Origin of the sequence: Bacillus sp. AFS077874 (assembly GCF_002566505.1) — a bacterium.
In the GTDB taxonomy this organism is placed as follows: domain Bacteria; phylum Bacillota; class Bacilli; order Bacillales; family Bacillaceae_G; genus Gottfriedia.
In genome coordinates, this window is the sequence record NZ_NUYF01000014.1 from 47019 (window position 1) to 59458 (window position 12440).

The following is a 12440-nucleotide window of genomic DNA, read 5'->3' on the forward strand; positions in this document are numbered from 1 at the left end:
GTTTTTCATCTTCAATCTTATTATAAGTTAATTCATATGAAAACCTAAATTTTGGAAATTTATTAAATCATGTTTATATTATTAACTTTACCATTAAAAATTACTATTTTTCGTAGGTTTTTATCCTTTGTATCGATTAGAGGAAATTAATGAAATGTACCGAACTAACTAATAGATTAATTATTAGTTAGAAGAGGTGACATGATGGAAGTCGTTCGTGCAAAATCAGAGCATATTACAGAAGTAGCAAATTTATTTGATCAGTACAGAATGTTTTATAAACAAGAAAGCAATTTAAACGGAGCGATTGATTTTATAACGGAACGAATCAATAACAAAGATTCTGTTATTTTTCTCGTAAAAGAAGAAGAGCAATATATGGGATTTACTCAGTTATATCCGTCTTTTTCTTCGGTATCAATGAAAAAGTTATGGATTTTAAATGACTTATATGTAACTGAATCGGCTAGGCAAAAAGGAGTAGCTCAATTGTTGTTAAATGCAGCAAAGAAATTTGCAATCGAATCGAAAGCAAAAGCATTAGATTTACAAACAGCGATTGATAATAAATCGGCACAAGCTTTGTATGAAAAAAATGGCTATCAAGTTGATAAAGAATTTCTTTCGTATTCATTAAATTTAGAAAATCTAAAGTGATCTTCAAATAATTGTAGCTAATAAAATTAATGAACTATTATCAAATATTTTGAAATAGCTTAATAAAGTTAGGCCTCAAAATAAAACTAACTTGAAGGAGAACATGATGCTTACAGTTAAAGGCTCATTTAATGAAGCTAAAATATTTACAGATAATGTGGAGCAAGGAGCAATCGGGCAAATTATTGAACTATGTAATCAAGAGTTCGTGAAAAGTTCTAAAATTAGAATTATGCCTGATACTCATGCAGGTAAGGGATGTACAATTGGAACCACAATGACGATTCAAGATAAAATCGTTCCCAATCTCGTTGGAGTCGATATAGGTTGCGGAATGGAAACAATAACAGTTTCACAAAAAGAAATCGATTTTCAAAAACTAGATGCTGTCATTCGTAAACATGTTCCATCAGGGTTTTCAATTCGTAATAATAAGCATGAATTTGTGAAGAAAGTTGATTTTTCAAAGCTGTACTGTTTTAAAGAATTAAATGAAACAAGAACAAAACTAAGCTTAGGATCGCTTGGTGGTGGAAATCATTTTATAGAATGCAATGCTGACGAAGACGGGAATATTTATTTCGTCATTCACTCTGGGAGCCGAAATTTAGGTAAAGTTGTAGCGGAATTTTATCAGAAAAAGGCGTATGAATTGTTAAAGAGCCAGTCAGAAAATCGTTCAAAAGTCATTCAGCAATTAAGGGATGAAGGCCGTGAGAAAGAAATTGAGGCTGCTCTAAAAAGCCTTCCGTCGCAATATATTCCAAAGGATTTAGCTTATTTAGAAGGAGTTTGGTTTGATCGATATATGCATGATATGGCAATTGCCCAAGAATATGCTTTATGGAACCGGAAGGCAATGATGGATGAAATCGTAAAGAATATGGACTTAACAGTTGTTGAACAATTTACGACTGTTCATAATTATATTGATATCGAAAATATGATTCTCCGTAAAGGAGCGATTTCCGCTCAAAAAGGTGAGAAAGTATTGATTCCAATCAACATGAGAGATGGTAGTTTAATTGCAATCGGAAAAGGAAATCCAGATTGGAACTATTCGGCCCCTCATGGTGCAGGACGAATTCTTAGTCGTTCAAAAGCAAAAGCAACTCTTTCACTTGATGAGTTTAAAGAAACAATGAAGGATGTTTGGAGTACTTCAGTTTTAGAGAGCACACTTGATGAAAGTCCAATGGCTTATAAGGAAATGAAAGAAATCATTGAAAATACTAAGGATGCAATCGAAGTTATAAAAGTGATTAAACCACTTTATAATTTCAAAGCAAATTAAATCAATCTATATTACATAACAAAGCCACCTTTAGGGTGGCTTTAAGATTGTTTACTAATGAACCATTTATGAATATTGGATTTTTACTTTAGCTTAATTATTAACTCATGAACCTGTCATGAGTAAGTAAACATCAACATTTTTCATCAACTCTTTCAGTAAAGTTGCCTTTTGTATAATAATTAATTACATTTCTCCAAAAAGCCTTAGCAGGTTCATTTTTTTCAATTTGTGAGATACTCCATTTTCCTGGAAACAGATTGAAAAGTTCAATTGCAACTTTTTTACCAAAACCATGTCCTTTATATTTTTCAATAATAAAAAACTCTTCTATGCAATTTGAAGTTGATTCTAATGAAGCCTCAATTATAGCGAATCCGATCAGTTCTTCTTTATACAACACAAAAAAAGCATGATAATCTAGATCCTGCCAGCATTTTTCCAAATTAAACTTATGATAAGAACCGTTTTCCCCGAGTTTAATTTCAGGAAGATATTTAGTAAATTCATAAATATAAAATTGCATTAAATTGTGTAATTTAGATTCCTCTTTTTTTTTACTTTAACAATTTTTATCAAATATTTCCCCTCCAATGTCTAGTTTCAATATTTATAAATAATTGACTAATTATAGTCAAATCCCTTTATTTTTAGCATGAAATAGAAAAGGAAATAGTTTACAAGTGTTGAATTAATAGTAAGTAGTAAAAAAGGAGGACTTAGCTATGTCAGAGCATTTTAAACGAATTGATACAGTTTTTCTGCAAGTAACTGATTTTGAGAAAGCAGTAGATTGGTATTGCTCGGTATTGGGTTTTACTATTAGATGGAACGATCCAATGAACGGATATGCGGCATTAAATATTGGCGAAACACCATTAACGTTAGTGAGAAAAACAAATCAAGTAGATAATCCAAATACGCATATGAGTTTTAATTTTTATACTTCAAATATTGAACAAGCTTATAATCATTTAAAAGAACACAATGTAGAATTAGAGCAATTGAATGAAGATGGAACGTTTAAATGGTTTGAATTTAAAGATTTAGAAGGTAATCGTTTAGGTGTATGCTCTTTTCCTGAATAAAATAAATGTCTAAATAAGGAAGTTATAACATGAGTAAAAAGGGAATTACATTCTTGCTAATTTTTGTTGCATTAGTGAGCATATTTACATATATATCAATCAGTTTTAATTCAAAAGAAAAAGCAGTTAATTTCGCTATTCATAAGGATTTACCAGAATTTAAAAAAGTGGACTACAAGTTTGTTAAGATCCCGAGTAGTCCATACATTCTTTGTATTACTGATATACCGCATAGTATCTATATATTTAAAACATCATCGTTTTTAAATATGAATTTTGCTTCCATTTCAGGTGCAGAGCATTTGTATGCAGGAGATGGAAAGGGGATGCATTTTTTTAATGATCAATTAATTTATGGATTTGATAAGGATCGCCCTAAAGGAAAAGCAATCTATGTAGATGGTGAAAAAATGAGAACAGTGTATCTGAACAAGTACTTTAAAACAAGTAAATATAAGATGAATTATAAAGATTTAGTGTTCTATTATCCTAATAAGCCGATGAAAACAACTAAAAATAGTTTAGGGTATACAGAAGTTACATATCGTTAGTCAGTCTGAAAATCTTATACTTTGTCTACACACTGATGCAATACTTTTAAAGAGTATTGCTTTTTCTATGAATGATGATTTTAAAAGGCCAATAAAGGGGATGAGAATATGTTCGATCAATCTAATTATGAATGCCGTGTAGAGTGGGGGAAAAGGGGTGCGAGGGAAGCAGCGGAACGTGGGGATATTACGATTATTGTTGATGTTCTTAGTTTTTCATCGACTGTTGTTTCAGCAGTAGTTCAAAACGCAATCGTCTATCCGTATCCACCAAATTTAGATGGGAAAGCTTATGCTAAAAAGATTGGAGCAGAGTATATTTTAGGAAGAAATGAAGCGGCAGTTTTAGGGAAGGCAACACTTTCGCCGGTCTCATTTAATGAACGTCATACCAATAATAAATTTGTTTTATGTTCTCTAAATGGAGCATTTTGTTCATGGATCGCTTCAAAGGTGCCAGTGTTATTGATTGGTTCTTTACTTAATGCGTCTTCGGTTGCAAGTTTGGCTAATCGCCTAAAAAAAGAAAAAAATGTCAATATAACAGTCATTCCGTGCGGTGAGGTTTGGAATGATTTACATGAAAATGAGGATGCACTGCGACCTTCTATTGAAGATTATTTAGGAGCAGGAGCAATTTTATCAGAGTTAGAAGGAACAAAATCACCAGAATCGGAAGTTTGTATTGGCGCGTTTCTCCACTCGAAACATAAAATTAAAGAATTGATTTGGGAATGTGGAAGTGGAAGAGAGCTGAGAATGAAGGGCTTTGAAGATGATGTTATGCACTGTAGTCAATTAAACCATTTTAAAGTAGTACCAGTTTTACAAAATGATTGCTTCGTTAATGCTCTTGAAATGGAAAGAGGATGAAACTAAATTCATCCTCATCCTTTTTACCGCTCAAAAATAGAATATGAACTAACATTTTTTAATAAAATTTTAGGTTTACTACCATCCAAATTGGCGATCCATACATTACCGACAACATCTAATTCGCCTTTTCTGGTCCACGTTATTTTATTGGTAGACTTAGAGTAGACTGGGTTATAATCACCTTTTCCAGTTGGTGGATTCGTTATTTTTAATTGTTTATGAGTAGAAAGATTAATCACATTTAATGATGGTTTTGGTCGTTTCTTTTCATCATTTGACCACTCACTTTCTTTTACTCTTGAAACTACAATTGAAGTGTCATCACACCATGTAAATCCTAATTCAGCATAATGTGGTGGTGTTAAATTTGTAGATGTAAATGCTGGCATTTCAGTAATATTCATCTTTTTATTTTTGTATCCGAAAACTAATCTGCCCCCACCTGCAATATATCCTAATATATTTTTAGTTTGAGCCCATTTTGGATTATCTAAATGTAAAATAATTTCATCTTGAACTTCAAAAACCTTTCCATCTGAAGAAATGATACAAAGCATGTCGCTATCCATAGACCAAGAGGCTGTTGGGTTAACGATAAAAGAAATCCATTTTTGATCAGGCGAAAATTGAAATGTTGATGCATTTATGGACGGAATGGAAGTATTGCCTTTTGTTAAGGTTTTAGGAACAACAAAAAATTGTTTTACAGTATTTGTTGCAGTAGTAATATTTTTTAAATCATTTGGTAAGGTGATCTTATATAAAACTGGATTTGTCCATCCGTCCGGATTTAGTGCTGCCGCTGATGAAGCTATAAAGCCTTTACCGTTTGGAATCCAATTATAATCATCTACACCTAGTGCAATATTGTAAAAATTTTTAAAATCAGAAACATTCAACACACCACTATCTAAAAAAGCAAAAATGTTTTTAGTAGGGGACCATTTAGGATTCTCGCCATCGGAAATGATCCTTTGTTCTTTTTTAGTTTTCATATTATAGATCCATATTTCTGAGCGAGTAGGATAAGATGCAGTGGGACCAGTAGGTATTTCTTTTTGATACATTAAATAGTTCCCATCAAATGACCACTCTGGCTGATTCGAATAAACCCCTTTTGTTTTTGTTATTTTTTCCTCTTTATTATTTATTTTTATCCAAACGAATCCATCGCGAACAAACGCAATTTTTAATGGGTTAGCAGTAGTTTCGGCGTAACTAAAGTTCGGAAAAATTAAACAAACAACGACCGAGAAAATGAGTAGTAATTTGCGATTCATAAATTCACCCCGTTTACTAATTTTGAGTTATTTTTCCCAAGAAATTATATAAATATCAAAAGGACCATTTTCAACAGGATAAAACATTAAATGATCGAATAGCTAGAATAGATAAAGTAACTAAAAGAGGTGGCATTTCATGGAGAAATGGATTGGGGCAACTGGTATTTGTATCAATCGTAAAGGGCAGGTTTTAATGGTTCTTCAAGGCAAGCCTGATGAACAAAAGCTTTGGGCTACTCCATCAGGCGGTTTAGAACAAAATGAATCGATTGAAGAGTGTTGTAAAAGAGAGGTACTCGAAGAAACAGGATATGAAGTAGAAGTAATTAAGCAATTGTTTATTAAAGAAGGGATCTCGTATGGTTTTAAAGTAGAAGTACATTATTTTGAAGTTAGAATTATTGGTGGTTATGCTAAAATTCAAGACCCTGATCAACTAATATATGATATTGCTTGGAAATCTGCAGATGAAATTCTTGACATAGAGCTTAGTTTTCCAGAGGATCGAAACTTATTAATCGACTTAATTAATAAAAAAGTTAACAAGAAATAAAAAAAGCCGTTTGATAAAAAATCAAACGGCATGTTTTTGATAAAATTAATATTCTTCTACAGTTGCGATATACGGTAGATTTCGATACTGCTGTGCATAATCAATTCCATAGCCAACGATAAACTCATCTGGTATGACAAAACCTACATAATCAACTGGTAGATCGATTTTTCTTCTTTCGGGTTTATCTAATAAAGTACAAATCTTAATCGATTTTGGCTTATGCATTTGAAGATGGTCACGTAAAAAGTGCAATGTTAGACCACTATCAATGATATCTTCAATTACAACTACGTTTTTATCTGTGATATTCTCATCTAAATCTTTTAACAGTCTTACTTTTCCAGTTGATTCAGTTTGATTACTATAGCTGGAAACAGAAATAAAATCTACATTAATATTACTTTTCATTTCACGAACTAGATCAGCTGCAAATACAAATGATCCTTTTAAAACAACTACAAGGATAAGTGGTTCGTTATTAAAGTCATGTTCAATTTGTTCGGCAAGTGCTTTTACTCTATTTTTTAATTCAGTTTCAGAAATTAAAGTGTCTTTAATTCTATAAGCCATGTAAATTACCCTCTTTACTAATTATTAACTATTTTTTTGCTTTGTTAGATGAGCATTCATCATTATCTCCATTTTAACAATATTTACTAATTAGTAGTATTGAAAAGTTAGTTTAATGAACATCCATCAATTTGGTAATAATAACCACATAACATAAATGGAGGTATTCAAAGATGAATGAAAAGATTGATTATAATGGCTTGCCTAAGCACTCAAAGCCAATATGGAGAAGTGGACTAAATATTCCTACTTTTGAACCGTTTAATGATGACGAAGAGTTTGATGTCGTAATCGTTGGTGCCGGTATTACGGGGATTTCAACCGCATATTTTTTAACGCAAGCGGGTATGAAGGTGGCTTTAATTGAAGCGAATAAAATAATTAATGGAACAACTGGACACACGACTGCAAAAGTAACAGCACAGCATGATTTAATTTACGATGAGCTAATTCAACATTTTGGATTAGAAAAGACAAAAATATTTTATCATTCTACTAAAAATGCAATGGATTTTATTAAAAAATATACGAATGATAACCAAATAGAATGTAATTTTGAGACCCAGGATGCAACAATTTATACGACTTCTGATGATTATGTAAGAAATCTAGAAAACGAATTGAAAGCTTATGAAAAGTTAGGAATTGACTCATTTGGAGCAGTAAAAACATTATTACCTTTTGATACAAAATATTCGATTACAATGAGGGATCAAGCTCAGTTTCACCCACTTAAATACCTGATCCATTTATTAAAAGCTTCAATTGAAAACGGATTAAAGGTTTATGAAGAAACTGTAGTCATTGACGTTGAAACAGGTAACAATCCAGTCGTAGTCACTCAAAGTGGAAGAAAAATTAAATGTAAGCATGTTGTTAGTGCATCCCATTTTCCTTTTTACGATGGTAATCAATTGTTTTTTACGAAATTACATGCTGATCGTTCATATGCCTTAGCTGCAAAAGTAAAAACAGCATATCCAGGAGGCATGTACATAAGTGCGGAAAATCCGAAAAGGTCTCTAAGATCATTTAAATTTAATAATGAAGAACTAGTACTAATTGGTGGAGAAAGTCATAAAACAGGTGTAGAAACTCGTACTATGAGTTTTTATGAAAATTTAAAACTTTTTGGTGAAGAAACCTTTGGAATTGAAGATGTATTATTCAGATGGTCTACGCAAGATTTGATCACTTTAGATAAAATGCCTTATATTGGTAGACTATCATCAAAACATGAAAACATATACGTAGCAACTGGTTTCCGTAAATGGGGTATGACAAGTGGAACAGTCTCCGCCCAGTTAATCAGTAATTTAATATTAGGAAAAGAAGCTGTTGATGCTGATGTGTTCACTCCTTCAAGATTCCAAGCAGACCCTAGTATCAAGCATTTCTTAATGCAAAACATAGATGTAGCTAAACATTTAATTGAAGGAAAATTAGAACCCGTTTCTAGAAAAATAGAAGAGTTATACAATGATGAAGGCTCAGTTGTAACACTAGATGGGAAAAGAGTTGGAGCTTATAAAGATGTAAATGGTAAAGTTCATTGTGTAGACACAACTTGTACTCATTTAGGTTGTGAGGTCGAGTGGAATAACGGTGAAAAATCATGGGATTGCCCTTGCCATGGCTCAAGATTTTCAATTTATGGTGACGTATTAGAAGGGCCAGCCGATCAACCTTTAAAACAAGTTTTTGTTCAATAACTTAAAATAGAAAAATTTATGAGGAGAAACTATGCGGGAAAATAAAATAGCAATTATTACAGGTGCAAGTCGGTTAAATGGAATCGGAGCGGCAATCTGTCATTTATTAGCTGATAATGGGTTTGATATCTTTTTTACGTATTGGACTAGTTACGATACTGAAATGCCTTGGGGAATTGAGTTAAATGAGCCACTTAAATTGAAAAATGACTTACTTGCAAAAGATGTACGAGTATCTTGTCTAGAGCTTGATTTGACAAAGGAAGAATCACCTAACCTACTATTTGAGTATGTGATAAAGGAACTGGGTTTTCCACGAGTACTAATTAACAATGCAGCATATTCAACAAATAATGATTATTCCAATTTAACTTTTCAAGAACTAGATAAGCATTATAAAGTGAATATTCGAGCGACAACCATTCTAAGTACACTATTCGCACAAAAATTTAAGTATAAAAGAGGTGGAAGAATTATAAATCTGACATCTGGACAATTTAAAGGACCAATGCCAGGGGAACTTGCTTATGCTACAACAAAAGGAGCAATTGATGCATTAACAATTACACTATCAGCGGAAGTTTCAAAATTAGGTATAACAGTTAATGCAGTTAATCCAGGTCCAACAAATACGGGATGGATGACAGAAGAAATCAAAAAAGAGTTATTACCTCTTTTTCCTTTCGGTCGAATAGGAGAGCCAAGTGACGTCGCTAAGTTAATTAAATTCCTTGTAAGTGAAGATGCTGATTGGATAACAGGCCAAATAATCCATTCTGAAGGTGGCTTTATAAGATAATATAGAGGATGTCTCAGGTAAGATGTTGAGACATCCTTTTTAAAAATACCGAGGAGTCCATGGTAAACTAATATATTAAGTCGTGAAGCAACAATTTATTTTTTATATCTCTAATGATAATCTATTCAAAAATGTCTTAGCTATTTGTGATGAAAACTTTCCATCGTGTCGAACCCAACCATAATGAACAGGTAAATGATTAGGTAAGCATAATTAGGCAGCCTTTAATTTAATTTAATTTAATTTAATTGCACTCCATTACATAACAATCTCTATACTCGCCTTCATGTAACTCATGTTTCGGAAGTAATCGAATTTTTTTAAATCCACATTTTTCATAGCATTTAATCGCGCGTACATTCCATGTTTGTGGATCTACTACTACTTTTTCTGCGTTTTGATTATTAACTAGGTAATTCACCATCGATGAGACAAGTAAACTTCCAATTCCACGATTCCAAAAATCAGTTTCACCAATAAATTGATCCATTCCGTAAATAACTTCACTTGTATTTTCATATCCATATTCAATTTTTGATTCATCGTCTAATTTATAAAATTGTATATAGCCTATTTCAATATTTTCATAAACTACAATACACATATGAATAGAGGGATCCTTAGTAAAAAAAATACTTTTAACCTTTTCAGCGTTGAACGGATTATCTCGACCTTCATAATATTGAAGAACTTTAGGATTCGAAAGCCATTTTGCTAGAAGGGGAACATCATTTTCTTTTAATTGACGAATAGTAAGCTTATTTGATTGGAAGATCAAGTCCAAATCTCCTTTCATTTTGAATTAAAGTTAATTAAATCATATCATCTTGGAGATGTTTAGAGTTTTAAATTCAGAATTTTTTAAAATTAAACAGCATAATGCTAAAATATAATACTTACGATATTACTTTCATCTGATGAAAGGAGAAAAAGCGATGATAAAAAGTATATATGAAACTCATTTAGAAGTGAGAAATTTAGAAGAATCCATTATGTTTTACGAAAAACTAGGTATTAAGCTTGCTCATAAAATTGAAAAAAGAAGAGTAGCTTTCTTTTTTATCGGTGAGGACAAACAAATGCTCGGTCTATGGGAAGTAGAGAAAGGAAAGGAATTTCACAAAGGTCACTTCGCTTTTGGAGTAAGTCTACATGAACTAGAGAATAGTATTGAATGGCTAAAAGAGAGAGGGATAAAACCAACTGAAAACTTTTTTGGATTAAATCCAATAGAACCTGTAGTACATACTTGGATGCCAGCAGCAAGTGTTTATTTCCGAGATCCTGATGGAAATAGTTTAGAATTTATAACGCTACTTGATGGAGAATCTATAAAAACAAATGAAGTTTTCTATTTAAGTGAATGGAAAGAAAGATATTCAAAATAACTCTTTGATTTTTGTTTATAAAAATGGAGTGAATTCATTTTATATGAACCTATCAGATTAAATCAAAAATAGTGTAAATAAGTTAATATAAAAATTTAAAAAATCACTTAATTAGGTGGTTTTTTATTTTTGCAATAGGTATTTAAACATAATTTGTCGAATATAGTATTTCGAAAGCAAAATAATAGTTTATCAAATTTAACCGTCAAAGCTTCTATTTCATTCAGAAATTTATTTTAAAATGAAAAGAGGTGGAAATTTGAGAAAGATTCGAGTTAAACCAAGTAAAGGGCAGTCATTTTTTGGTTTAATGGTTGGCATTATTTTTATCGTCCTCGGTTTTACAATTGTAATACCGCAAGCTGGTTTGTTCGGATTGTTATGGACCGGAATTGCGCTAATGATTACGATTATTAATGGATATAACGTTTTTAGTGATCGTGGTATATCAAATTATGAAGTAAATGTTGAAGAGTATATGACAAGAGAGAAAGAGGACTTTGAAGTGAAACGTCGTAAATTAAATAAATTAAAAAATGACGGGGTGATCACAGATAGTGAATTTCAGAAACAAAAAGAAAAAATTTTTAACCGAGATATGTAGATAAAATAAATATCGCTTGATCATCTGAAAGAAGGAAAAGCAATGGTAATAAAATTACTACTAGAAGTTATGCTACCTCTATTTTTTTATGTTATATTAGGCTATTTGTTTAATCGTCTTTTTAAACTTCACTTACGTACTTTAACAACCCTCTTAGTTTATTTATTTCTTCCAGTAGCAGTATTTATGAAAATATATGATAGTCCGTTATCTGGTAAAGTTGCAGGTGGTGTTTTATTTTACTTGGTTATTCAATTTGTCGCCATGTCTCTCATTTCAACATTAATATGTAGATGGAGAGGAATTGAAAAATCGATGCAAGGTACATTTGCTAATAGCATCGCATTAAATAATTCAGGAAATCTTGGATTACCAGTAAATGCGTTAGTTTTTAAAAATGATCCTTTTGCATTGAGTATTGGAGTTTTAATCGTTTTATTTCAAAATATAATGACATTTACTGTTGGGGTATATAATGCAGAGGCTTCAGTTCAAATGAAAGAAGCAATTATGAAGATGCTAAAGCTACCAATCATATATAGTGTAGTACTTGGCTTTATTCTTCAACTATCTCATGTGAAATTAAATCATCAAATGGTTACCATTTTAAATCCTATTACTGAATCATTCGCCCCATTTGCGTTAATTACACTTGGAGCTCAATTAGCTGAATCGGGAAAAGAAATTAGCTGGAACAATTTAGCGATTAGTAACTTCTTAAGATTAATTGGTGGTCCGATCATTGCATTTGCCCTTATAAAAATTTTCGGTTTTGAAGGTGTGGTTGCAAAAGCCCTTTTCATAGGTAGTGCCTTTCCAAGTTCAAGAAACAGTGCATTACTATCATTCAAAGGTCAGCATGCAAATTTTGCAGCACAAACTGTAATTACCTCAACTATATTAAGTAGTCTAACTTTACCAATAGTAATACAGCTTGCTAGTACGTTCTTTTAATATGTTTAAAAATTCATTCCTATTCTTAGAAGTCCACTTCGGTAAAAATGCATTTCATCTGTTGCTAAAAATAAATAGTTTAATTTAGAACAATATTTAAACTGCAGC

At 31.7% G+C, this 12440-nt stretch carries 15 protein-coding genes; 11 read left to right on the plus strand and 4 right to left on the minus strand.

The window, feature by feature from the left end:
• The first annotated feature begins 204 nt into the window (after window positions 1–204).
• Window positions 205–657, plus strand: coding sequence for a GNAT family N-acetyltransferase (locus tag COJ46_RS16560; protein WP_097973880.1), 453 nt, complete (start codon window positions 205–207; stop codon window positions 655–657).
• A gap of 106 nt (window positions 658–763) precedes the next feature.
• A complete protein-coding gene (locus COJ46_RS16565; protein WP_097973878.1) occupies window positions 764–1951 on the plus strand; it encodes an RtcB family protein in 1188 nt (395 codons plus the stop codon).
• A 133-nt stretch (window positions 1952–2084) separates the two neighbouring features.
• On the opposite strand, the gene COJ46_RS16570 is transcribed toward COJ46_RS16565, so the two are convergent.
• Window positions 2085–2477: a GNAT family N-acetyltransferase gene (locus tag COJ46_RS16570; protein ID WP_097973877.1), complete on the minus strand. Its 393-nt coding sequence runs from the start codon at window positions 2475–2477 to the stop codon at window positions 2085–2087.
• Between the two features lie 199 nt (window positions 2478–2676).
• Here COJ46_RS16570 and COJ46_RS16575 point away from each other — a divergent pair, with 199 nt between their 5' ends.
• From COJ46_RS16575 to COJ46_RS16585, 3 genes are all read left to right on the plus strand, one after another.
• Complete coding sequence (locus COJ46_RS16575; RefSeq protein ID WP_097973875.1) at window positions 2677–3039, plus strand: VOC family protein; 363 nt, start codon at window positions 2677–2679, stop codon at window positions 3037–3039.
• Window positions 3040–3068: 29 nt separating this feature from the next.
• Window positions 3069–3590: a hypothetical protein gene (locus COJ46_RS16580; protein ID WP_097973873.1), complete on the plus strand. Its 522-nt coding sequence runs from the start codon at window positions 3069–3071 to the stop codon at window positions 3588–3590.
• Between the two features lie 108 nt (window positions 3591–3698).
• Window positions 3699–4463 carry a 2-phosphosulfolactate phosphatase gene (locus tag COJ46_RS16585; protein WP_097973872.1) on the plus strand — a complete coding sequence of 255 codons (765 nt, stop codon included), beginning with the start codon at window positions 3699–3701 and terminating at the stop codon, window positions 4461–4463.
• Between the two features lie 23 nt (window positions 4464–4486).
• Here the strand turns inward: COJ46_RS16585 and COJ46_RS16590 are convergent, their stop codons facing one another.
• Complete coding sequence (locus tag COJ46_RS16590; protein WP_097973870.1) at window positions 4487–5746, minus strand: TolB domain-containing protein; 1260 nt, start codon at window positions 5744–5746, stop codon at window positions 4487–4489.
• Between the two features lie 139 nt (window positions 5747–5885).
• Here COJ46_RS16590 and COJ46_RS16595 point away from each other — a divergent pair, with 139 nt between their 5' ends.
• Window positions 5886–6302, plus strand: a complete 417-nt coding sequence (locus COJ46_RS16595) for an NUDIX hydrolase (RefSeq protein WP_097973868.1) — start codon at window positions 5886–5888, stop codon at window positions 6300–6302.
• A 45-nt stretch (window positions 6303–6347) separates the two neighbouring features.
• Here the strand turns inward: COJ46_RS16595 and hpt are convergent, their stop codons facing one another.
• On the minus strand, window positions 6348–6875 hold the full coding sequence (gene hpt / locus COJ46_RS16600; RefSeq protein ID WP_097973867.1) for a hypoxanthine phosphoribosyltransferase: 528 nt from the start codon (window positions 6873–6875) through the stop codon (window positions 6348–6350).
• 173 nt (window positions 6876–7048) lie between these two features.
• Between hpt and COJ46_RS16605 the strand changes: the two genes are divergently transcribed.
• Window positions 7049–8587, plus strand: a complete 1539-nt coding sequence (locus tag COJ46_RS16605; protein ID WP_097973865.1) for an FAD-dependent oxidoreductase — start codon at window positions 7049–7051, stop codon at window positions 8585–8587.
• A gap of 31 nt (window positions 8588–8618) precedes the next feature.
• Complete coding sequence (locus tag COJ46_RS16610) at window positions 8619–9386, plus strand: SDR family oxidoreductase (RefSeq protein WP_097973864.1); 768 nt, start codon at window positions 8619–8621, stop codon at window positions 9384–9386.
• Window positions 9387–9630: 244 nt separating this feature from the next.
• On the opposite strand, the gene COJ46_RS16615 is transcribed toward COJ46_RS16610, so the two are convergent.
• A complete protein-coding gene (locus COJ46_RS16615; RefSeq protein WP_286145519.1) occupies window positions 9631–10164 on the minus strand; it encodes a GNAT family N-acetyltransferase in 534 nt (177 codons plus the stop codon).
• Between the two features lie 157 nt (window positions 10165–10321).
• On the opposite strand from COJ46_RS16615, the gene COJ46_RS16620 reads away from it, so the two are divergent.
• From COJ46_RS16620 to COJ46_RS16630, 3 genes are all read left to right on the plus strand, one after another.
• The gene (locus COJ46_RS16620) at window positions 10322–10774 is read left to right on the plus strand and encodes a VOC family protein (protein WP_097973860.1); all 453 of its coding nucleotides are present in this window, start codon (window positions 10322–10324) and stop codon (window positions 10772–10774) included.
• Window positions 10775–11033: 259 nt separating this feature from the next.
• The gene (locus COJ46_RS16625) at window positions 11034–11378 is read left to right on the plus strand and encodes an SHOCT domain-containing protein (protein WP_097973859.1); all 345 of its coding nucleotides are present in this window, start codon (window positions 11034–11036) and stop codon (window positions 11376–11378) included.
• 42 nt (window positions 11379–11420) lie between these two features.
• Window positions 11421–12332, plus strand: a complete 912-nt coding sequence (locus tag COJ46_RS16630; RefSeq protein ID WP_097973857.1) for an AEC family transporter — start codon at window positions 11421–11423, stop codon at window positions 12330–12332.
• Window positions 12333–12440: the final 108 nt, after the last annotated feature.